A 26256-nucleotide genomic window follows, 5' to 3' on the forward strand; every position below is an offset into this window, starting at 1 on the left:
TGCCTCCCAGCACGTAGAAACTTCTCATTTACGTATACATATATTGAGGATTTCACTGGCAGCCTCATCAACAGACAGGGTATCGTTCATCATTTCATCCAAGAGTCTGCCGCACAATATATCATCAAAGTCTACATCGCTCTCACCTTGCGAAAATAATGCATAGGCTTTTACTTGATCCTTGCTTTCAGAAGCCCAGTAATGCTCTTTAGCAAAAGGGTAGGTAGGCAGGCTGATACGGTGAGGCATCTTCCCTGTGTAAAGTTTTTCCCAATCCAAATTTATCCCTTTGGCCCACAGCTCCAAAAGCTTGGTATATTTCTTTTTGGAAATCCAAAGATCGATCATTTGTTGCAAGTCTTCGTCCCCCGAAAAAATAGACAACGATTCTCTGTTACGTTTAGCCTGTCCCCTATATAGGTTGAGCATGTTATGGCGTCCATCCACAAAACTCTTTAATTTTTCCTCAAGCTCTGCGGTAGATTCCACAAGTATGGCTAAACGCTCCTCCATCGCTTCGCGCCCCACCTGAAGCGTGTAAGCAATATCCGATAGGCTTGCGGAGAATAGCTGACCCTGAAGAGCATTCAGCAGCTGCCTTCCCTTTTCCTTAAGCTGCTCCTCGCTCTTGGCTGACAACACGATCATGACAGGTCCCTGAGAAGCGGATTCTGTTCCAGACTGTTCCTGATACTCGGGAATATACTCTTCAATCACGATATGAGCGTTTGCCCCGCCTGCACCAAAAGAAGATATTCCAGCCCGTCTTGGATATTCTTTTGTGATTCCATCGGTTGTAATTACCGGTCTCTTCCATTCCTCCAGGCTTTGCTGAACGATAAATGGAGTATTGTTGAAATTAATTTCAGGGTTCAACTTCCTTGAATGTAAGGATGGTACTAGCTGGCTGTGCTTTAGCTGCAACAATATTTTAGTCACTCCTGCAATGCCTGCTGCACTCTCACAATGGCCTATATTGGATTTGACCGCCCCTATGGCGCAGAACTGCTTATCCTTTGTGAATTTTTCGAAAGCCCTTGTCAGTCCTGCAATTTCAATAGGATCTCCCAGAGCTGTACCGGTTCCGTGGGCTTCAATATAACTAACTGTCCTTGCATCGACATCCGCACGCTGGAGCGCTTCTTCAATCAACCAGGATTGAGCTTGAGGGCTAGGTACTGTATAACCGCTGGTTTTACCTGAAGCATTAAGCATGCTCCCTTTGATTACTCCATAAATATGGTCGCCATCTGCAATGGCCTTCTCCAACGGCTTCAACACGATCGCGCCGACACCCTCTCCGTCGACGAATCCATCTGCCTGATCTCCGAATGACTTACATTCACCCGTTTTAGAAAGCATCGTCATAGCCGACAGCTTGATATAGTGGATAGGGTCTACAATCAAGTTGACTCCCCCGGCAATGGCACACTCGCTTGTACCGCTATACAGGCTTTCCAAAGCCAAATGGATCGCCGTCAATGAGGAAGAGCAAGCGGTATCTAAGGACATACTCGGACCTTGGAAATCCAAATGATAGGAAACCCGATTCGAGATGGAATTATATTGAGGTCCCAAACCGTAATTTCCGTTCATAACGCCTGCAAATACACCGACTCTTCTACTCTCACAAAGATTGGCAGGGGTATACCCAGCATCCTCTATGCTTGCATATGCTGCTTCCAGGAACAGTCTTTCCTGCGGATCCATTGTTTCGGCTTCTGCGGGAGAAATCTTAAAGAATAGCGGATCGAATAAATCAATGCCTTCGATAAAACCGCCCGATTTCGTATAGATTGTGCCCCTTTTCCCTTTTTCTTGGTCAAAGTAGGTCTTCCAATCCCAACGGTCTTTCGGAATTTCAGTTATGCAATTTTTACCTTCTCTTAGATTGTTCCAATATTCCTCTATATTACTAGCTCCCGGATAGCGTCCTGACATCCCAACAATCGCAACATCCCTGATATTGGAGGATCGTGTCGTTGGCTTTTCCTTTGTGCTGTCAGAAGGCTTAAGGAAACGCCCTCCCCGGTCAAACTTCATTGGGACAGTAGCGAGTAATTGCAAAGCAGGGACCTCTTCAACTCTGGAAGTCTCTTCGGTCAACTCCTGTTCCTTTATCCCTACCAGCTTCTTCAACGAGTCCTTTTGCGTTTGAAGAAGGTATGCTACTAGATCATCTATGGTGTTGTACTCAAAAAACAGCGTGCTGGCAAAATCCTCAATGACTTCACGCAAAACATTTGTGATTTGCACAACCAATATCGAGTCGATTCCATACTCTTCCAGGGCAACCGTTGAGTCGATACTTCCCGGTTCCATTTTTAGCGTCTCACCAAGCAAATGTTTAAAATACGCCGTACTTTTTTCACGCAGCACATGTTCTACCTCTGCTTGTGCTACCTCTATTTTGGGTTGAGTTCGTTGTTTCATTGATACCGTTTCTACGGTTCTTTTCTCTATCAATATTGATCTTCGTTTGTGCTGTCGCTTTTGCCGAACCAAGCCATCGCTTTGGGCTGCAACAATCTGCTGGCCCCAATCATGCGCCTCTTGCGCCGGGAAGAACGCTGCATGGAAGCCTTCTTTGTCCAATACGGTTTTCCATATTTGAGGACGAAGTCCTGGGCATCCAGGTATACGCCATTCCGGATCCTCATACGCCCACCAGCCATCTAGCAATCCGAAGGTAAGGTGGGTAAATACGCTACTACCTGTGATTTCATTAAGCAGGAGCAAGCCATTGCTTTTCAAAACCGCTTTTGCATTACGTAACGCCTGGCGGATGTCTTTTGCGGTATGAAGCACATTAGCGGCAATGACAATATCATATTTCCCCGTCTCAATACCTTGCCCGGCAATAGGTTCTTCAACATTCAAAATCTGGTAGCTGAGATACGGATTATGCGGCCCATACTCTTTTTCCGCGTGCATCAAAAAGGCTTTGGAAATATCGGTATAGCAATATTCCTGAATGTGTTTGCGGTATGGGCGCAATTTCAGGAATAGCGTGGCACTGGTTCCTCCGGTGCCCGCTCCGATTTCCAGAATTCTGATTTTCGCAGTGGAGTCGGCCATAATCCTCTCCTGAATATAAGCGGCAGTCGTATCGGCAAGTACTTCATTAAAGTAGTCCACCACCAGATTGTTCTTGTAAATTCCTTCCACTAGTTCCATTGAGGAATTGGGAAAGATGACTTCAGTCGCAGGCGATTTTCCGGTAAGCACTTCCGGTAAAGCCCGTAGCGTTGTCTCAACCAAATTAACCCTTGCTCTCATCTGCGGATATTGTAGCCATGTACGCTTGCGCTCTTCCCATTCCTGCCAGACATCATCTCGATCCGTCAAGCTGGAGTTTCTACCTGATAGGTCGTTATCCATCTGTGTCAAAATCTCCATGCTCTCTTTCAGCCATTTGCCATATAGCTCAGGTAGTCCGAGTTTATTTTTGAACTCGTCGACGGACTGACGATCTGTCCCTGATAACCCCATGGACAAGAGCTGCTCCCGCAACAACCTGCTTAGGAGATGTTCCATCTCCCTTTCCTGGAGGTCGCCCATATCATCTGCAGCATAGTTTTCGATAAAATGGCTTCTTGATTGTATTGCTGTAGCAATATTTTCCTGAATATCCCTGAGATTCGGATCCGAATTAGGCGGGTAGAGATCAATCTCTTCCGTCGGATTAGTCCCTTCCATCTCCAGATGTCTTGTTGTTTTCATAAGCCCCATTTGGTCTATCGGTGAGGCAAGAAGCGTCTCAAGCGCCTCCATCCCCTCCTGCGGGTCAATGAGCCCAACACCTATTTGCGCCAGTCTGGAGTAATTTTCTACCTCCTGCCCTCCATTTTGAGAGGCATTGTTTTCGCCGCTCCCCCAGTATCCCCAGTTCATGACCTTCACTGGACAACGCCATTCCTGCGAAAGACGATGCGCAAACGCGTCTTTAAAGGTACTTCCGGCAGCATAGCTACTTTGTCCCGGATTCTTTACATAGGTAATCATGGAAGAGAAGAACAATACGAAATCCAACGGCTCATTTTGGAAGACCTGAGCCATGCGTACACTTACATCAACCTTTGCTGAAAGCCCTGACCGGAGCTCTTCTTCCGTCAAATCTTCCAAGCCCTTTTCCAAAAATGAAATAGCTGAGTGCACCACTCCGTTTATGTTGGAGTACCGCTGTTTTATTTCCTCATATGCCCGCTGCAGCTCCCTTTCGTCTGCTACATCCGCCGTGATATAGCATGGAACAGGTCCCAGGCCTTCAAATCCGTCCAGTTTGGCCTGGATAGAGGCATCCTTTTGCCTTCTGCCTAGCCACACCATCTGGGCCTGGTAGGTACAGGCCATATACTTGCTCCAAGCCTCTCCGATAGTGCCGGCACCCCCGATGACCACATAGACGCCTCCGGTTTTGTATAGCGTCTGTCCTTTTAAACCTGAAGTCTGTTTGAATGGGACCAAGTGCTGCCGGTACCACTGCCCATTTCTGTAAACCCACATCCGTCCTTGTCGGTCCGAAGGCAGCGTAAACATATCGGATAGCGGCCAGTCATCATCGGATTGCAGGTCAAGGATACGGATTTTCCAGTTCGGATATTCTTTGGCCATGGTGCCTACCAGCCCATGAAGACTTGCGTGAGTCGGGTTGACTGTATCGTTCTGATCCATCGGCTGAGCTTGATTGGTTATCGTTGTCCAGCCTAGCTTTTTCGTCCCGTATCCCAATAAAAGCATCGCTTTGACCATTCTAAAGAAGAGAAGGACTCCCTGCTCCTGTTCCTTGATCAAGGACTCGGCAGTCACCGATTCGACGAAAGCACAGGGTGCAATCCACAGAATATGGTCAACGGCTCCATATTCTTCTACCTTTGAGGCAACTGTTTCAATGGAATCGTGCGCTTGAAGCTCCAAGAAATGCGCCCTAGGATAATACTCCCGGATGGCCTGTCTGTCTTTGTCAGTACCACCTGCAATGACCAATCGGTCTGTCGGTGACGGGGAAACGACATCTTTTTTTACAGCAGCAGGGTCCCATTTCGGGATGAGCATTACGGATCCTACAAGCGAGTCGGCGGCACTTTCTCCTGCCGCTGCGCCTTGTGCATTTTCAATGCCGACTTCTCCTTCCAGCGCCCGGGTGGATAATCCTGTTATTCTGACGCAAATAGTTCCTTCCTCATCACACAAGTCAATATTAAGCTTCTGTACCTTGTCTTCTTTCTTGCTGCCCTCGCTGTATTGAATCAACGACCACATGGTCGGGGTGCATGCCCCATAAATCTCAAACTCTTGGAGGGCAAACGGCATGTGAGGCGTAGCTGGTACAGCGCTACCCGGTAGCCCTCCGTTCTCTTGGCCCATGATTAGCCCGATCGATGCATGCAAGGCCGAATCCAGCAAGCTGGGGTGAAGAACCAAGCTGTCCGCCATATTAGAAATGAAGGAAGGCAATGCCAGCTTGGCTAGTACCCTGCCCGGATGTGTATATACCTTCTCCACACATCTGTATGCCGGGCCATAGTCCATTCCCATTTCCTCGAAGATTTCATAACATTGCGATCCGTTAAACCTGTGTTGACCAAAATCTGCCTGTAACGCCTTAAGGTTTAGTGTCGGTTTTTGCTCTACGCAAACCTGCACCGCATCACCTTGGCTATGCACGGTATGCCCTCTTTCGCTTCCTACTTGCCCGCTATACACTTCAAAGCTGATTTTTCCAGTGTCTTCCAGGTAGAGCCTGGTGTGTACAGAAACTGGCTGGTTATCCACCACAATGGGCCGAATCCAGTTTACATTTTTCAAACGGATTCCTGTTGTGCTGTTGTCCATATCTCCTGTGGAACGTTCTACAGCCGCCCGTACCATCTCAAGATAGGCTACGCCAGGCAGAACCTTTTGACCTTTCACAACATGATCCTTGAGGAAAAATTCCTCGCCTGTAAACGTTGAACTGAACCGCTGTTCCAGAAAGTCTGAAGTGTTCTGATGCAGTAAAGGTGTCAAAAAGGATGATTGGGACGAAGCGGCTTCTGTTATTGCGGCGCTCTTTTCCTCATGTACGGGTATCCAATAGCTTTCTCTGGCAAAAGGATAGGTTGGCAGACTCATCCTGCGAGGCTTCACATCCTCATAAAGCTTGTTCCAATCCAAAATCAGTCCCGTAACCCAAAGTTCAGCGAGCTTTCCATACTTCCCTTTGTCCACCCATGCATCAATCATTTTAGCCATATCTTCATCGACTTCCTGAGTGACAAGCCCTCCTCTATTACGCTTTACCTGTCCTCTATACAGTTCTTCTACGCCTTCCTTTTTTTGTAGGAAGCCTTCCAATTTCCAGTCAAGCTCTTGGATGGATTTTGCAATGATCGCCAGACGTTCGTCCATCGCTTCTCGCCCGATTTGCAGCGTGTAGGCGATATCTGAGAGACTTGTATGCGGGTCATTCAGCTCTCTGAGTGCAGACAGCAATCTTTGCACCTGCTCGTCCAGTCTTTCCTTATTTTTGGCCGACAACACGACTATGACAGGATTCAGGGATACAGGCGCAGCTTGCTGCTGACTAGCTTCTTCTGGAATATATTCTTCGATAACCACATGAGCGTTAGAGCCCCCAGCACCAAAGGCCGATACTCCTGCTGCCCTTGGGTATTCTCTGGTTTCACCGTTGATAGCAACTACTGGTCTTTTCCACTCTTCTAACCCTTGCTGAACTTTAAAGGGACTATCGCTGAAGTCGATATTGGGATTTAAGGTACTTGCATGTAGCGAAGGCACGATTTGTTTATATTTCAACTGCATAAGCACCTTTGTCACCGCGGCGATACCAGCAGCACTCTCACAATGCCCGATATTAGACTTCGCCGACCCGATTGAACAGAACTGCTTATCGCCGGTATATTTCCGGAAGGCCTTCTGTAAGCCTGCAATTTCAATCGGGTCTCCCAGTGGAGTTCCTGTTCCATGGGCTTCTATATAGCTGATGGTTCTGGGGTTGATTCCTGCCTCCTTAATTGCCTGACCAATCACACGGGCCTGTGCGTTGGGGTTAGGTACGGTATAGCCGTTGGTTTTTCCCCCGTGGTTCACTGCAGTTCCTTTGATAACTCCATATATCCGGTCTCCGTCTGCTATGGCTTTGGCTAATGGCTTGAGCAGCAAAGCCCCGACTCCTTCTCCCGGTACATATCCGTCTCCCTGTCCGAAGCTTTCACATCTCCCATTGCTTGATGCAAAACTTCCCTGTCCCAACAATAGGTATTTGTTAGGATGGATGGAGACGTTGACCCCTCCTGCTACTGCCAGTTCGCATTCTCCATGCTGTAGTCCATGACAGGCCATATGAATTGATGTCAGTGACGAGGAGCACATGGTATCTACAGCGATACTTGGCCCTTGAAAATTACAAAAATACGATACCCGGTTGGCAACCGCCGAGGCATTCCCGAGAAGTCCAATCATCCTTCCCTTGGCTTGTTCCTGGGCTCCATAGAGTTGATACTCATGGTACATCACTCCGACGTAAACCCCGACATTGCCTTCTATGCCGCCAAGCTCCCGCTCTGCACAAAGGGTTTCTCTCGTATAACCTGCATCCTCTATCGTTTCATAAACGCATTCCAGGAATAAGCGCTCCTGCGGGTCCATCGTTTCCGCTTCCCTTGGCGAAATATTGAAAAACAACGGGTCAAACCAGTCCACTCCATCGATGAACCCTCCCCACTTGCTGTAGGTTTTTCCGGGCTTGCCTCTGTTTTCATTAAAGTACAGACTGTGATCCCAGCGTTCTTTAGGAATCTCTGTAATGCAATCCTTTCCATCCCTTAGGTTGTCCCAGAACTCTCGGATACCCAATGCTCCCGGATATCTCCCCGACACGCCGATAATTGCAATGTCTAATGCCTTCTTCTCCTGATGTGGTTGTATACCTGTCGGGAAAAGCCATGGACGCCTACGATTAGCCGATATCGAGGCTAAAGGCTCTATGGTTGCTTTTATAGGTACTTTCGGGCCTGCATCAGGAGCCGTATTCTTCTCTGTCGCTTCTACAGCATCAATCAGCCGACCGCGATACGATTCAAGGAAATAACCCGTCAATGACCGGAGATTCTGGTGTTCAAAAAATAATGTTTTCGGTAGTGAGCCGAAAGTCTTTTCCAATTCATTGGTAAGCTGCATAACCAGTATCGAGTCAATCCCATACCTGTCCATTGGTGCATTGACATCTATACTTTCAGCGGGCAGCTTGATCACGGTTGAAAGTACCGTTTTCAAATAACCCTCCGCTTTTTCCCTTAGCCATTCTTCTCCGATAAGCGATGCTCCCCCGCTTTCCATTACAGATCGGCCTGAGACATCAGTTTCCGAGAGCTGGCCTAGAATTGCCGCTTTAATCCTTTGGGGATACCCTTCGATCACCATAACCTGACTTCTGCCGGAAGACAGGCTTTGATACAAAGCTTTGATTCCATTCTCCGTTTGCATGGCAATCATGCCCAGGCCTTGCATCGCCCTTTCCGTTTCCAGGTCGACATGCATGCCTCCATCCTTCCACAGAGGCCAGTTTATCGACAGCGTTTGCCCCTGGCGCTGCTTTACTGTCACCAAAGCATTTCGATAGGAGGCATACGCATCCATAAAGCCATTAGCAGCGGAGTAGTCAACCTGCCCTACATTGCCAAGGCTTCCTGCGCCAGAAGAAAATAAGATAAAGAAGTCCAGAGGCAGGTCTCTGCTGGCCTGGTCCAGATTCATCACCCCTGAGACCTTCGGAATCAGCACTTCTCTAACCTCTTCTTTAGTCTTCTTGATGATGAAGTTGTCCCGAATCACTCCGGCTGTGTGCAAAATACCGTTAAGGCCGCCAAATTGCTCGACGATGCCATGAATTAGCCCGGTAACCGATTCGTTGTGGCCCACATCTGCCTGTTGATACTCTATATGACCGCCCAGCGCTCTCAGTTCGCTTAACAGAGCCTTTTGGTCCGCAGAAAGTGATGACCGACCCACCAATACGACGGTGGAGTTTTTCACATTGCGCACAATGTCTCTGGCAAAAATAAGCCCCAGGCCACCTAAGCCACCAGTAATGAGATAGATCCCACCATCTCTCCACGGCAGGTCTGCATCTTCACGTAAGGCTTCAATTTCTTGCCACATTAAAGCCTGTCGTTTGTCCCCTTGGTACCGTATCCGTTCGTTATGCAGGCCACTCCGGTTCCCTTGTAGTTTCTCAATGATTCCTTCGACATTATCCTCTACATCAAGCTCAAGCAGCTGACCCATGACATTCGGATTTTCTTTTTGAGCGGTTTTCAGCATTGCAAAGAGCCCGGAATAAACCTGTTGGTCCTTCCGAGCGCGGGTTGCAAGCTGTATCAAAACTTTCTGTTTGGGGATGTCTAGCAGGATGCTTTGCAATTCTTCAAATATCTGAATGGTATAATCTTCAAACCGACTGTCCATATCCATGCTGGAGGACTGTAAAACAAGGCAGCGAGTACCATCCATGTGGGCTTCAATATCCTCCCCGGAGATACCATCCACTTCACACAGGATCACAACATGCTGGATATCTTCGTTAGCGTTCACCCCTGTGGTGACAGGTGTCTCCTGCCAGACAGGCTCAAGCATCAGTGTACCCATATCCTCAGTGATGCTGGCTTGCCCCACATCTCCTTCCAAAGCTCTGGATAAAAGTCCTTTGAGCTGCACGCAAATCTTTCCGGTCTCATCGCACAGATCAATATCCACCTTGCTTAATCCATTCGACGTCTCTTCACTCCCATCGTGAGAGATCCGGGCCCACATCACTGGAGTGCATTTTTCGGAAATCTTCAGTTCCTCCAAAGCAAAGGGTAACGCTGGCTTGCCTACAGGCAAATTTTCTTCCGAACCCATTACCAAGCCGATTGTGGCCTGCAAAGTTGAATCCATCAAAGCTGGATGCAGTACAAATTCAGTTTGAGTATGGAGTACAGAGGATGGTAGGGACAGCTTGGCCAGCACGTAATCCTTTCCTCGAAAGATTGCCTCAATGCCACGGTGTGCGGGTCCATAGTCTATCCCCATGGCTTTGAAAGCTTCATAGCATTGGCTCGAAGAAAGTGGTGTGCGGGTACAGTCTGCCCGTAAGACATTCAGGTCCAGATACTGTAGCTCGCCAGCCCTCTCCAGCACAGCCATTCCCTGACTGTGTATAATACCTTCAGCGTCGGCCCCTTCCATCCCGCTGCATATTTCAAACGCAATCTCTCCATTGTCCTGGGGATATAGACTGATGAGTACCCTGACCGGTCCGTCTGCTACAACCACAGGCCGAGCCCATACGATATTTTTCAGCTGAATATGGGTCTCGCTTTCTACTACGGCCCCCACTGCCTCTTCTACAGCTGCTCGCACCATTTCGAGGTAAGCCACCCCGGGTAATGTTTGTTGACCCTTGATTCTGTGGTCTGACAGGAAAAATTCCCGGCCTGTAAAAGTAGAGCTATAACGTTGTCCGGAGAGATCGGAAATATTCTGATGCAATAAAGGATGAATTTGGGCAGTCATAGCCAGATTTACACTGCCTTGTCCAGTGTCTGTTTCGGATAACCAATAGCGTGCCCTTTCGAAAGGATAGGTCGGCAGACTGATTCGTCTGGGCTTGATATCTCCATAAAGTGCGTCCCATTCAATGCTTGCGCCATTGGCCCACAATTTGGCTACCTTATCAAGTCTTTTCTTCTCAGTCCAGGCCCGAACCAGGGTTCCGGTGTCTTCGTCCGAATCCAAGAGTTCGATTCCGCCACCTGGATAGTTCACACGGCCGATCAGCACTTTTTCCGACGAGTTTCCGTTAATAAAATGTTCAAGTTCATCTATCAGATTTTCTCTTGAATCCGTCAAAAACGCGAGACGCCAGTCCATGGCCTCTCTTCCCACTTGCAAGGTATAGGCCAGGTCCGTGAGATTAACGCTTTCGTGCAACTTAACAAAATTCATCATATCTGCTGCATAGGTTTTCAAGGATTGTTCACTTTTAGCGGACAGCACAAATAGTCCCGGGTTGTCTTTACCCACTGGGGGTAGATTCACCGCAGAGACTACAGGAACATATTCTTCAATAACCATATGAGCGTTAGTGCCGCTAAATCCGAAAGAACTTACGCCCGCACGCCGGGGTACTCCCGGTTCGGGCTCCCAGCTTTGCAGACTGGTGTTAATATAGAACGGGCTATCCTCCAGAGAAATATGCTCATTTAAGGATTCGAAATGAATGGTAGGCGGCAATTGGTGGTGCTTCATGGCCAGCAGCACTTTCATCACACTGGCCACTCCGGCCGCAGTCATCATATGACCCATATTGCTTTTCAGTGACCCCAATGCGCAATAGCCCTTCTTGCTTGTATAGGATCGGAATGATTCCGTAAGTCCCTCCACCTCGATAGGATCACCCAGCTTTGTTCCTGTTCCGTGGGCCTCTATCATGGAGATGGTTTCGGGATGAATGTTAAACCGTCGATATACGTCTTTTTCCAGCGAGATTTGTGAATTTACACTTGGGGCAGTTATTCCGTTGGTTTTTCCATCCTGGTTCATTCCCCATCCCCGAATAACTCCATATATGGAGTCCTTGTCTCTGACTGCATCAGAGAGCCGTTTTAATAAAATGACCCCAACTCCTTCTCCGGGGACAAACCCGTTTGCACGGGCATCAAAGGTAAAGCACCGTCCATCCTTGGACAGCATTCCTGCCTTGCTAGTCATAACATGCATCCCCGGACCAGCCATAATCATGACTCCGCCTGCCAGAGCAAGGTCACTTGTTTCTAAAAGGAGACTGTTGCAGGCTTCAGCAATAGCCACCAGAGAGGAAGAGCATGCGGTATCAATAGCCAAAGAAGGACCTTTCAAATTTAGCAGATACGAAATCCGAGCGGATAGAATTGAAGGAGACCCTCCCATAAGAACCTGCGCATTTAACCCCTGCCCACTCATGGACCTCCCATAATCACTGGCTGCACAACCTACAAAAACACCGCAGCGGCTCTCCGACAGTGAGGCTGGATTTAATCCGGCATCTTCAATGCATTTCCAGCTGCTTTCAAGAAACAGGCGCTGTTGAGGATCCATCATCTCTGCTTCTGCAGGGGATATATTAAAGAACAACGGGTCAAATTTATCTACATCCTCTAAAACACCCATCCATTTGCTATAGGTTTTTCCCTGAGCCTTGGGATCGGTATCGTAATATTCATCGATTGACCATCGCGTTGAAGGGATTTCCGATATACAATCCCTGCCCTGAGCCAGATTGTCCCAAAATTCAGCCAAAGTCCTGGATTCCGGGAATTGCCCTGCCATACCAATAATTGCGATAGACTCCTTATGTTCCTGACCGCGCGGCATATCTAGCATAGCTTTTTTAGAATCAGCATGCTTGACCGTTTTGTGGGAATCATTGCTATTCGGCAGCTGTCCATAGGCGAATTGAATCCGTTCTTTAACTTCTTGCTGATTCACAAACGTTTTATCCTGCATTTTTATTTCTTTTTCAATAGTAGCCGCCAGCTTTTCTCTTATCGATTGGGCCATATGGTTTTTCAGCTCAATTAATGACTCCCTGGGAGACTCAGACAGTTTTCTTGCCAGCTGCATGGCGTGCGGCACCACTTCATTCCTCGGTACAACCGGAAAAGGAACCCCTTTGGTTTCCAGTTCCGAACCACTATATCTAGTACCTGTAAATAGAATTTCCTGTGCCATACTAACCCCGAATTTCTCAGGGAAAATCAGGGTCGAACCCGCTCCGGGAGTAAAGCCGTACTTCATAAAGTTAGTAGTATAGATGCTTTCCCGACTCATCACGATAAAATCGCAAAACATCCCCATGCACCAGCCAGCACCAATCCCATGTCCCTGCATAGCAGCGATGACGGGCAGCTTGCAATCCAAAGCAATCTTGTAAACATTGGTATCGCTATATTTCGCCTTTCCCTCATGGATAGCCAGCAACCCCTCTTGGGTGCCTCCTGTGGCAAAGTAGGTGTCATATCCCGTCAGAATCACAACTTTATAATTCTCGTTAGCCTGCACTGTCTCAAACGCCTGATTCAGGCCGATAATTAGTTCATCGGAAAATGTATTTTTGTGCGCCGTGTCCTTCATTTTCAACAAGACAATCCCGTGCTCAAATTCCTGCAATTCAACCACAGACTGTACCTTCATTTGGGAGGCGCTTATCTCCTGCCCATCCTCCGACGTGTGGAAGCTGTCCAATGGTTGCAACGTGAAAGCCCGTCCTTCTGATAATTCCTGTGGACTGGCTTCCAATGATTCATCCGGGAGCTCGCCAATAAATTGAAGCAATTGTTTTTCAGCATCTTCATAATTGATTTCCCCTGCTTGCACCGCACGAAAAATATCTTTTGAATCCATAAACATGTCCTCCTAGCTGTATGAAATAGGACAAATATCGTGTTGGCTGTCTACGAGTGTAATTGGTTGAATAACTGGTCGGCCTGTTCAAAATCTAACTCACCCTGCAGTACTTTCTGTAACAAGACTTGCATGGGCTGCTTAGGCTTCGGCTCTGTAGGAGCCTGATTTGTATCTCCCGCCGACTTGTTCAATTCCTTTGCCAAAAATTTGGAGAATTCTTTAATGTTAGGATAGTCGTACACTCTGGTTGCCGGAATAGCTGTTCCAAAGCGTTTATTCACAGCCTGCACCCACTCTACACCTATAATGGAGTCCAGTCCCATATCAATAAATTGATCATCCCGGCCAATATCCATTTCATTCATACTCAAGGATTTCGCAAGACTTTCTACCAGTTCCTTCTCCAATGTTTCTATCCGTACAGCCGTTGGCGCATATGTCGACCGCTTTGCCTCATCCCTGGCAACAATGGGCGGCGGCGAAGAAGGCTTGGCCTCAGGTTGCGGCGGGGCAGGCTTGGATTCTGCCAGCACAGCTGACTTTTCTGGCTTATCTGCTACCATCTGGATGTTGGAAACGGAGCTTAGCAAAATGCCCTGCGGTTTTTCAGGTACTTTCGCCAAAGTCTGTCTCTGCACATTATCGTTGCTATGGTTAACTGCAGGAGGGCTGGAAACGAACTCTTGTACCGACACATCGACTACAGGAGTTTCCGCCTCGACGTCCCGGGATTCGCCCCCACGCGCGAAGATCCAATAGCTCTCCTTGGCAAATGGATAAGTTGGCAGACTAATCCGACGAGGGCTGGTATTCTCATAAAGTCTAGTCCAATCGAAGAGTAGCCCCTTCACCCAAAGCTCCGCCAGCTTTGTATACTTCCCCTTGCTTATCCAACTATCCACCATTTTTGCCATGTCTTCGTCTGCCTCAAGAACAGCTAGGATGTCTTTATTCTTCTTTGCCTGACCCAAATACAGCCCGTCAATATCCTCATTCCCCGCTAAAAAACTCTCCAGCTTTTCTGTAAGCTCACGGGTAGACTTAACTATGACTGCTAGCCGTTCTTCCATGGCTTCCCGTCCCACCTGCAGAGTAAATGCTATATCCTCCAGGCTGGTTTGCGAGTATTCCGGCGCTTTGAGTTCAGCAAGCAGTCTTTGCACCTGTTCATCCAGTCGATCTTTATTCCTCGCCGACAGCACGATCATTGCCGGATTTTGCAGTGGAATGGTAACTTGTCTAGTCTCCTGCTCCTCAGGGATATATTCCTCAATGAGCACATGTGCGTTGGAGCCTCCGGCGCCAAATGAGGAAATACCTGCGATTCTTGGGTATTCAACTGTCTTCCCATTCATTGTGACGACGGGTCTTTTCCACTCTCCCAGCTCCTGCTGAACTATAAAAGGACTATCGCTAAAATCGATATTCGGGTTTAGTGTTTTTGAATGCAATGAAGGCACGATTTGTCCGTATTTGAGCTGAAGGAGCACCTTTGTAACTCCGGCGATCCCTGCCGCGCTCTCACAATGCCCAATATTTGATTTTGCCGATCCGATTGCGCAAAATTGCTTATCCTCCGTATATTCCTGGAAAACTTTTTGCAATCCGGCGATTTCAATGGGGTCACCTAAGGATGTCCCGGTGCCATGCGCTTCGATGTAACTAATGGTTCTGGGGTTAATTCCTGCTTTCTTAAAGGCCCTTCCAATTACACTGGCCTGCGCATTGGGATTAGGAACTGAGAATCCGTTTGTCTTCCCTCCATGATTCACCGAGGTCCCCTTTACGACCCCATATATATGGTCGCCATCTGCAATAGCTTTGGACAGTGGTTTGAGCAGTACGGCTCCTACGCCTTCTCCCGGCACATATCCATCTCCGCCTTGTCCAAAGCTTTCGCACCGTCCTTTACTCGATACAAACCTGCCTTGCCCAAGCATCAGGTATTTGTTCGGATGAATGGATACATTGACGCCGCCAGCAATGGCAAGCTCACACTCGCCTTGTTGCAAGCTTTGGCAGGCCAGATGAATGGTCGTCAATGAAGAAGAACACATGGTGTCCACAGCCATGCTCGGACCGTGGAAGTTACAGAAATAAGATACCCGATTTGCGATGGAAGCCGGATTGCCAGGAACGGCAATCATTCTGCCCCTAGCTTGTTCCTGTGCCCCATAAAGCTGGTATTCTTCATACATGACCCCGACAAAAACACCCACATTCCTATCCTGCCCAAGGCCCCGCTCTAGTCCAAGCGCTTCCCGGGTATAGCCTGCATCCTCTATCGTTTCATAGACGCATTTCAGGAATAGACGCTCCTGAGGATCGATTATCTGTGCTTCTCTAGGAGAGATATTGAAAAACATGGGGTCAAACTGATCCACACCTTTGATAAAGCCTCCCCACTTGCTGTAAGCTTTTCCGGACTGGTTCCTGTCCTCGTCAAAGTGCATGCTGTGATCCCAGCGATCTTTGGGAATTTCCGTAATGCAATCCTTCCCATCGCGCAGATTGTTCCAGAATTCCCGTATGTTTTCTGCATCGGGATACATGCCCGACAAACCAATAATGGCAATTTCCTCTGATTCGCCTGCTCTTTTCGGTTGCGGTTGGAAACTTGCCTGAACTGGCATGAAACGCGATTGCTTCCGACTATCAGAAAGTGACCTTCCCGGGTCGTTTTCCATCGTAGAAGGCTTGAATTCTTTCGCAGGGTTGACCTCTGTCTCGATTCCAAGCAATTTAATCAGCTGCTTCTGGTGGACTTTAAGGAAATATTGGGTCAATTCCCGGATATTCTGGTATTCAAAAAATAAAGTTTTGGGCAGTGTTCCAAACGTTTTCTCCAACTCACGGGTTAGCTGTTTAATCATAATGGAATCAATGCCGTACTTCTCCATAGGGGCATCGGTTTCAATCTGCCTTGCCGGCAGCCTGATGGATGTAGCGAGCAATTGCTTTAAATAATTTGCCGCTTTTTCGGCAAGCAGGTCTTGTCCGATGACCGAACCCATCTCGCTTTCCCTTATCATAGAGGAGGCATCTCCAGCCTGATTCAGGGACGGTTGCTGCAGGAGCGTTTCTCTTAGCTGACTGGCATGCCCTTCCAACACCATGACTTGATTCTTTTCGGAAGCCAGGCTCTGATACAAAGCCCGAATTCCTGCACCAGTCTCCATTGCAAACATCCCCATCCCTTCCATGATCTTTTCTGTTTCCCCATCAATACGCATTCCGCCTTCTTTCCAGAGTGGCCAATTGACTGAAATCGTCCGCCCCTGGCGTTGTTCTCGCTCTACCAGCGTACTACGGTACTTGGCATAGGCGTCCATAAAGGCATTGGCAGCAGCATAGTCAGCCTGCCCTATATTCCCGAGGCTCCCTGCAACGGATGAAAAAAGGATGAAGAAGTCCAGCGGGATTTCCTTGCAAGCCTGATCCAGATTCACCAATCCCGTAACCTTTGGTGCCAAAACGTTTTGCAATTCCTCCCGTGTTTTTTTTATAATGAAATTATCGCTAACCATTCCTGCGCTGTGCACAATTCCGTCCAGCTTCCCAAACTCTTCCTGAATATCCCGAATCAAAACTTCAACGGCCCTTTTATCGGCTACATCGGCTTGTCGGAATACTACTCTTGCACCTAAAGCCTCTATCTCCTCAATCCTTGCTTTGGTGTCACCACGAAGCGGGGAGCGTCCAACAAGAATTAGAGTAGTATCTCTGGCCTGTCGTGTAATTTCTTCGGCAAAAATTAAACCAAGACTTCCGGTTCCGCCGGTAATTAAATATACTCCCCTGTCCTTCCACGGAATGCTGATCGCTTCCAGAGAATCTTTAATTTCCGTCCATACAGCAACATGTCGTCTACCCGATTGATAGCGGATATGTGGTTCTATATAGCTGCGACTGTTTTCTTGCAGGATATTTATCAGACCTGCTGGATCCTGCTCCACATCCATTTCTATCAATTGGCCAACCAGTACTGGATTCTCCAGCCATGCTGTTTTTAAGAGTCCGGAAAGTCCCGAGAATACCTGTTGGTGATCCTGCACCGGAACGACAAGCTGAACCAATGTTTTGCCTTTGGATTCCGTTTTAAGAATATGTTGAATTGCCTCAAACACCTGTGTCGCATAAGTCCTAAACCGTGCATCAATGCTCTTCTCTTCGGATTGGAGAATGAGGCACTGCACCCCGTTCATTTGCGATTCAATAATTTCCCCGGAAATATATCCCGGTTCGCATAAAATTACCAGATGCTGTTGATAGTCAGGTGCTGTTCCTTCCAGAGCAATCGCTTGTTCTTCCCACACAGGCTCAAGCATCAAAGTCTCAGGTGCAGTCCATTCATCTGGGCCACCTGTTCCTCCTTCAGCAACTCGTGATAAAAATCCCTTCATCCTCACACAAACATTCCCCTGCTCGTCACACAAATCGATATCTAACTTTTGCAGCGGGCCATCCTGCCTGCTGTCTTCACTATTACGGATCCAGGCCCACATCTCTGATGTGCATCTGTTAAATACCTCTAACTCTTCCAATGCAAATGGTAAAGCTGGCTTAATGGAAGCTTTGCGATCACCTGCACTCATAATCAAGCCTATCGTCGCCTGAAGAGCGGAGTCCATCAAACTGGGGTGCATCACATAATGCTCCATCGTATGGTAAACGGAAGAAGGCAAGGACAACTTGGCAAGCGCTTGACCCACTCCGATATATATTTTCTCAATTCCCTGATGTCCCGGCCCATAGGAAATCTGCATCGCCGCAAACGCCTCATAGCACTGACGGGATGAAACGGAGCCCAGACTGCACTGCTCCAGCAAGGTTTTAATATCTATAGCAGGGACCTCTGCCACCGGAACAATTACTGCCCTGCCTTCACTATGCACCACCAGCTCGGTGTCCGTTGCTCCAGACTTGCTGTAAATTTCATAGGCGATCTCCCCGCCATCTTGCGGATAGAGCCCAATACTGACATCAACCGACTCCTCCCCAACCACAACTGGACGGATCCAATCCACATCTTTTAACCGGATGGACGTCCACTTATCTTCTGGAGATCCTGCAACCTGCTCTACTGCCGCCCGCGCCATTTCAAGGTAGACCACTCCAGGCAAGAGCTTCTGCCCCCTTATCACATGGTCAGACAGGAAAAATTCCTTCCCCGTAAAAATGGAGCTGAACTGCAGTCCATAAATATCGGACGTATTACGCTGAAGTAAGGGATGAATGCCGACTGCTGTCTCCCGTTCCAACACAACACCGCTTGCTCCCGTCCGTTTATTGATATCGGTTATACAATATCGTTCTTTGGCAAAGGGATAGGTTGGCAGACTGATACGGTTTGGTTTAGCCTCTCCGTACAACAGGGCCCAGTCAATTGCGACTCCTTTTACCCAAAGGTCTGCGATTTTTCCATAGCTGCCTTCGCTAACCAAAACATCAATCGTCGTGCCTGCACCCTCTCCGTCTTCACGAGCTCTATTTTCTTCTTTATGGCGTTTGGCGTGTCCCACGTGTAAGCCGTGGATACCATCCCGGCCTTCCACAAATCCTTTCAATTTCTCTTCAAGCTCCCGGAGAGAGCCTACAACGAAAGCCAAACGTTCTTCCATTGCTTCGCGCCCCACCTGAAGGGTATACGCTATATCTACCAGACTGCTGTCTGTGAACGGATGCTCCCCGATTGCAGCTAGTAATAGCTGCGCCTGCTCTAGCAGTTGTCCTTCACTCTTGGCTGACAGCACCACAATAGCCGATTTTGGGGTGGTAAGGGGAATAGAATTCTGCGCCTGCTTTCCAGGAATGTATTCTTCGATTATCAAATGGGCATTGGCACCCCCGAATCCAAAGGAGCTAACACCCGCTCTTCGAGGAATATTTTTCCCTTGAGTATCCCGCTGTGGCTTCCACTCCCGCGCCTCCTGAACGATATAGAACGGACTACCTTCAAGTTTTATATAGGGATTAATTGCCTCGCAATGAAGGCTTTTGACCAGCTTTTTATGCTTTAACTGAAGCAGTACTTTTATGACACCCGCGATTCCAGAAGCCAGTTCCAGATGTCCGATATTGGTCTTCACCGAGCCCAATCCGCAATGGGATTCTGTGATCCCGGGTCCCTCTGTATTCTCATAAAGCTCTTTGAAAGCTGCTTTCAGTCCGTTAATTTCAATCGGATCGCCCAGCTCGGTGCCTGTCCCGTGGGCCTCAATGTAAGAGACAGTCCTTGGATCGATTCCGGCCTTTGTATATGCATTTACCAACACATCCGCCTGAGCCCTCGGATTAGGAGCTGTCAGGGAATTGGCCCGGCCTCCGTGATTGACGGCAGTACCCCGAATTACACCATAAATATGGTCTCCGTCCTTCTCTGCATCCTTCAGCTTTTTCAGGAAAAGCATGCCGGCCCCTTCACCACGCACGTAGCCATTGGCCTTATCGGAGAAGGTTTTGCACCGACCGTCCTCACACAGCATTCCTGCTTTGTTGAAGCTGATATGGAGTTCAGGCGTGATAATCACATTGACACCGCCTGCAATCGCCATCTCGCAGCTTCCATCCTCTATGGCTCTAACGGCTCGGTGAATGGCCACCAGCGAACTGGAGCAAGCCGTTTCGATAGGCTCACTCGGACCATGAATATTAAGGAAATAGCTCATTCGATTGGGCCCAACAGACGGTGCCATACCGCTGGAGGAATACGCCTCGACACCCACATTTCCCTGATAGATCATACCGCTGTAGCCGCTGTTCGCGGTACCTACAAAGATTCCTGTGCGGGTTCCCGACAGACTCCCTGCCTGAATGCCTGCATCTTCAATCGCCTTCCAGATATAGGTCATCAACAGACGCTGCTGCGGGTCCATGAGTGCGGCTTCCCGTGGTGAAATTCCAAAGAATAACGGGTCAAACTCATAGATCCCCTCAATAAACCCGCCCCACTTGATGTTTGTTTTATTGGCCTCCTGCTCAGGGTCACCGTAATACGTCTTCCAATCCCAGCGATCTTCAGGGATTTCAGTGATACAGTCCCTGCCTTCCTCAAGATTTTTCCAAAACTCATCCACATCCCGAGCCATGGGAAATACACCGCTCATTCCCACGATGGCAATAGGTTCAGGAACAGCCTGAGTCTGTTGCCGCATGGACAACACATTCCCGCCTGCAAACCGGAAACGCTGCCGTCTAACGTGGGTACTGTCTTCCCTATCATCCTCCACGGCCTGGACAGCAGGCTCAATCCGGGCATGCACGGCAAACTGCTCGCCAAGCACGGCATCATATTCGTCCACCAAATACCTGGTGAAGTCATGAATCGTTGTGTATTCAAAAAATATGTCCGGCGTCAGCTCAAGTCGGTATAAGTGATTGATGTTGTTGGTAAATTGTGTGAGCAGGATGGAATCGAAGCCATACTCACTCAGTTCTACATGTTCATCAATATCTTCAAGTTTGACTTTCAGCAATTTTGACACGGCCTGTATCATAGCGGCCTGTACCTTGTCCAGCAGATCCGGTACGGCATTGCTTTTAGGGGAAGCTTCTGAAATTCCTGTCACCTTTTCAGGCTGCCTAATCTCTGGAGTCGTGATTAAACCCATGCTTTTCTTCATTTTTGCGAGATTGCCTTCCATCACCATAACCTGATCAACGCCCGTGATCATGCCACGATACAAGGCCTGAACGCCGGAAGAGGTTGACATGCCGCTCATGCCTGTACGCTGCCTTACCAGCTTCTCCGTTTCCTCATCAATACGCATCCCACCCTCTTTCCATAGCGGCCAATTGATGGATAGCGTTTGACCCTGGCGCTGCTTAGATGCTATCAGAGTGTTCCGGTATCCGGCATAAGCATCCATAAACGCATTAGCTGCAGAATAGTCTGCCTGTCCCTGATTACCTAATCCTCCGGCTACAGACGAAAATAGAACAAAGAAGTCAAGCGGCAGATTCTTGCTTGCCTGATCCAGATTCACTGTCCCTATTACTTTGGGTGCGAGAACCTCCAGCATTTCCTCGCTATTTTTTTGGAGTATGCGGTTGTCGCGAATCACTCCTGCACTATGAATGATGCCATTGATGTTTCCGAATTCCTCCTGAATTTCCTGGATTAAATCGGTCACCGCCTGCTCCTGAGTCACATCGACCTGTCTGTATATGATTCGTGCCCCTAATGCCTCCATTTTCTTTATCTCAGCCCGTTTGACCTCATCCAGCGTGGAACGCCCCGTTAAAATCAAGACAGCTTTATGGACTTTATCCGTAATCTCTTTGGCAAAAATGAGCCCCAATCCACCGGCACCGCCAGTAATCAGGTACACTCCCCCATCCTTCCAAGGGTTACCCGCCGCTTCCTGAGAGATGTGAACTTCGTTCCAGCAGGAAACCCACCGTGTCCCTTTCTCGTACCGAATCTGGATATCCTCGAGGCTACGGCTGTTTTCTTTTAAAATGTCTATGATTGCTCCCCAGTCCTCATCCTGTCCCAATTCTATTAACTGACCTACCAGTTTTGCATGCTCAAGCCGGGCCGTTTTTAAAAGACCGGAAAGTCCCGAGAAAAGCTGCTGCTCCTCCTGTCCGCTTATGGCAATCTGGATCAGCACCTTGCCATTGGGTTTTTCCCTGAAAATGCTTTGAATCTCTTCAACCACCTGGACGGCGTAATGCTGGAACTGTTCCGCGATTCCGTTTCGGTCGGGTTGCAGTACAATGCATTGCACGTCGTCCATCCGAGCTTCAACTTGTTCACGGGAAATCTCGGACGGCTGGCAGAGTAACACAACATGGCGATCATATACAGGCATTTCAGCCCCTAGAGCAATCCCTTGCTCTTTCCATACGGGTTCAAGCATCAAGTTACTGGAATTAGACTGAACATCCGAGGAAATCGAGTCCCTATTCAAAATTCTTGATGAATATCCTTTTATCCTGACACAGATGGCTCCGGTTTCGTCGCTCAGGTCAATATCCAGCTTCTGTGCCTTTTCCTCAGCTAGACCGTCTGCATTGTAGCGAATCAACGCCCACATGATGGAGCAGCAATTTTTTATAATTTCAACTTCTTGAATGGCGTAAGGCAGAGAAGGTTTGATCACGCCAGACCCCAGCGTCAAGCCTACGGTTGCCTGCAATGCCGAATCTATCATACTTGGATGCAGGACAAATTGGCTTTGGTTGTCAGAAACGGAAGCCGGCAAGCATAACTTAGCCAGTACTTGGCCCTCTCCCGCATACACCATCTCAATCCCTTGATGTCCAGGGCCATAATCCATTCCCATATCCCTGAAAACTCCATACATTTGTGTGGGGTCGAAGTTCCGACTGCATACATTCTGCAAGTCTTTAATATTCAGTGTTGGGACCTCCACAGCCGATCTTCGTGTGGCACTGCCGTAGCTATATATCACAATCCCTGCATCAGCTTCTTCGCTCTCCCCATATATTTCATAGGAAATCTCTTGATGATCATCCAGGAAAAGTCCGATGTGTAGCTGTAGTGGCCCATCCTCTACGATAATAGGCCGTGCCCAAACCACGTTTTTAAGGCAAATTCCGGTTGGCCCGCCCTCATCAGAACCTGTTGCCCGATCCACGGCCGCCCGGACCATTTCAAGGCAAGCAGCCCCGGATAGAACCTTGCGTCCATTCACCACATGATCCTTCAAGAAAAACTCCTGGCCTGTAAAAGTCGAACTGAACCGCTGCTCCGAGAAATCGGAGGTGTTTAGATGCAGTAAAGGATGGAGCGAAGCAGCAGTGACAGAAGTCATGCCTTTGCCTGCCTTGCTGTCAAGCTCAGGCGCCCAGCAGCGTTCTCTCGCAAAAGGATAGGTCGGTAGACTGATCCGGTAAGGTTTGATGTCCCCATACAGCTTGTTCCAGTCAATAGTTAGCCCCTTTACCCACAACTCCGCTATTTTTTTCAGTTTTCTCTTCTTGATCCAGGTTTCAAGCAACGATTTGGCATCTTCATCCGCCTCAAACATCACAATCCCGTCTTTGCTCTTTTTCACCTGCGCCGTTAGGACGCCAGAAACCAGATCATGATTCGCAAATCCTTCGAGCGCTTTTAGCAATGCCTCTTTTGAATCTGCCACAAAAGCCAGCCGGTAATCCATCGGCTCGCGGCTCACTTGCAGCGTATACCCCATATCCGAGAGGTTAAGATTTTCCCGGGATGCAATAAAGCTCCTCATTCTTTCGGCATACGTTTTTAGTTGCTTTTCACCTTTAGCAGACAAAACGAAGAGAACGGGATTATGGATATCGGCGGCTGCTGGTGATGTCGCAGATGTTCCAGTCCCGGGACGATATTCTTCAATAATAAGATGGGCGTTCGTACCGCTAAATCCGAAAGAGCTCACAGCGGCGCGCCTTTTGTTCCCGCGGGAAGGTTCCCAGGCGTTCAATTCTGTATTGACATAAAAAGGAGAATTATCAAAATCAAAATGCTCATTCGGGTTCTTGAAATTCAGTGTCGGTACTAGTTTTCTATGCTTCATGCATAGCAACACCTTTTGCACGCTTGCTATGCCCGCTGCTGCAGAAGTATGCCCGATATTGCTTTTTACCGAACCTATGGCACAGTAGTTCTTCTGATCGGTTTTCTCTTTAAAGGCGGTTGATAAAGCTTCCAATTCAATAGGGTCGCCCAGCTTGGTTCCTGTCCCATGCATTTCAACATAGCTAATGCTTTCAGGCTCAATCTGATATTTGTTGTATATTTCCCGCTCCAGCTCAATTTGGCTGTTTGTGCTTGGAGCGGTAATCCCGTTGGTTTTTCCATCTTGATTGATTCCGGACCCAATAATAACTCCGTATATATGATCCCGATCAGCCTCAGCATCCTTCAGCCGCTTCAGAACCAGCGCCCCTACTCCTTCCCCCGGAACAAAGCCGTTGGCGCTATTGTCAAACGTTTTACACCGGCCATCTGGCGACAACATTCCGGATGCAGACATGCCTACATACGATTCAGGAGTCAGATATAGCGACACCCCGCCAACCAACGCCATTTCTATCTCTCCGTTAGATAACGCCTGGCATGCCAGATGGGTTGCCACCAGCGATGAGGAGCATGCCGTATCTACGGATATGGCCGGACCTTTCAGATTGAGGAAATAAGAGATGCGAGCCGCTGCAATAGCGTTGCTGTTCCCAGTAGTATTGGTGAACTGCGCTTGATGCTTGTACCGCAGCATACTATATTCATTATTTAAAATCCCAAGGTAAACCCCGCATTTTTTATTTCCCAACTGTGAGCCACTATAGCCTGCATCCTCAATTGCCTTATATGCTTCCTGCATAAAAATGCGCTGCTGGGGATCCATCCCTTCCGCCTCGGTAGGAGAAATATTGAAAAATAACGGATCAAAATATTCCATATCCTCTAAAACACCCAGCCACTTGCAATTGATTTTCCCCTCTTGCGCTGGACGAGGATCGTAATATTGGCTTACATCCCAACGGTCCTTCGGGATTTCAATAATGGAATTTTTGCCTAGAGCGAGATTATCCCAATATTGCTGCACATCTTCCGCACCAGGATATCTTCCCGAAATCCCGACAATTGCAATTACTTCTTTATTTTCCGAAGGCATAGGCGATGAATCTTCTGCTACCTTTACCAGGTGGAATGGCTCGGAATCCTCCTTTGACGATAGCCTTGGGGAACATTGCAGCGTGTCAGGTCCCTTCGAATGGACTTTCGCAATAGGCTTATCCGTGTCCGGGACTGTGCTCAAGGACTGTTGATTGGAGCTTCCTCCACGCTTATTGATTTCTTGTGCCAAATATGCAGCGAATTGGCGAATGGTCGGATAGTCGTAGACCTTGGTCGCTGCTATAGATGTACCATATCGTTTATTAATGTTTCGAACCCACTCTACGCCTATAATGGAATCTAGTCCGGTATCTATAAAGTTTTTATCCGCCTCAATCTCGCTCCGTTCCATATACAAAGCCTCAGCCAGGCTCACCGTCAGTTCTTCCTGTAACAGCTCTGCAGAGGCGCTGCACTCAGCCATGCTGGCCTGCGCCTGCTTTTCAAACGAAATCGGCATCAAATTCACCTGAATGGAAGCCTCTGCCGATTTCTCCGGCTCTAATGCAACGGATGACGGTGAATACTCTGCTGGAGAATGATCCGAAATAGACTGGGCAGAAAATGGCGCAATTGATTTGCTCAACAATTCCATCTCTACAAATTTGCTAAAATCCCGGATGGTTGGATAATCATAGACTTTTGTCGCTGTTATGGCTGTATTGTAATGCTTATTAATGCTACGAACCCACTCTACGCCAATAATGGAATCCAATCCAAGATCAACAAAGTTTCTATCCGAATCGATATCGCTCCGATCTATATATAAAGCCTGCGCCAGGCTTGTTGTCAGCTCCTCCTGCAATATTTCCGCCGATATTGCAGGAGGAATAGACGACAGCGCTTCCGTCTTCTTCTCATCCTCAAATGTGTGCGATGTCTCCTCCAGTGAAGTTAACATGATCGTTGTCCCCTCCTGGTTGGCAGACTTGCTTAGGTGCGGCTGACGGTCCAACAAATTCGGTAAGGATATGGCGCTTGGTTTTTCAGAACTATTCAAAAAACCGGGTTGTATTAGGGCTGTTGGCTGCATCGCATGAGTCTGGACGGGAATTGCCTTTTCCTGAGCTTCCGTAACAGCTCTTTCTACAGAAGAGACTCTTTCTACAAATGGGCTCATAATATCCGTGATCCAGTACCGCTCTCTCGCAAAAGGATAGGCCGGCAGGCTGATTCGCCGCGGCTTGGCATCCCCATAAAGCATGTTCCAATCC

General features: G+C 48.3%; 1 protein-coding gene and 1 pseudogene. Both read right to left on the reverse strand.

Annotated elements, in window-relative coordinates; genetic code table 11:
• Positions 1-24: 24 nt before the first annotated feature.
• Positions 25-13425, reverse strand: a complete 13401-nt coding sequence (locus tag BM358_RS08510) for an SDR family NAD(P)-dependent oxidoreductase (protein ID WP_028540511.1) — start codon at positions 13423-13425, stop codon at positions 25-27.
• A gap of 50 nt (positions 13426-13475) precedes the next feature.
• Positions 13476-26246 (reverse strand): annotated as a pseudogene (locus BM358_RS08515) (SDR family NAD(P)-dependent oxidoreductase); the annotation flags it as partial.
• Positions 26247-26256: the final 10 nt, after the last annotated feature.

This window comes from Paenibacillus sp. cl130 (genome assembly GCF_900116035.1).
Classification (GTDB): domain Bacteria; phylum Bacillota; class Bacilli; order Paenibacillales; family Paenibacillaceae; genus Paenibacillus; species Paenibacillus polymyxa_B.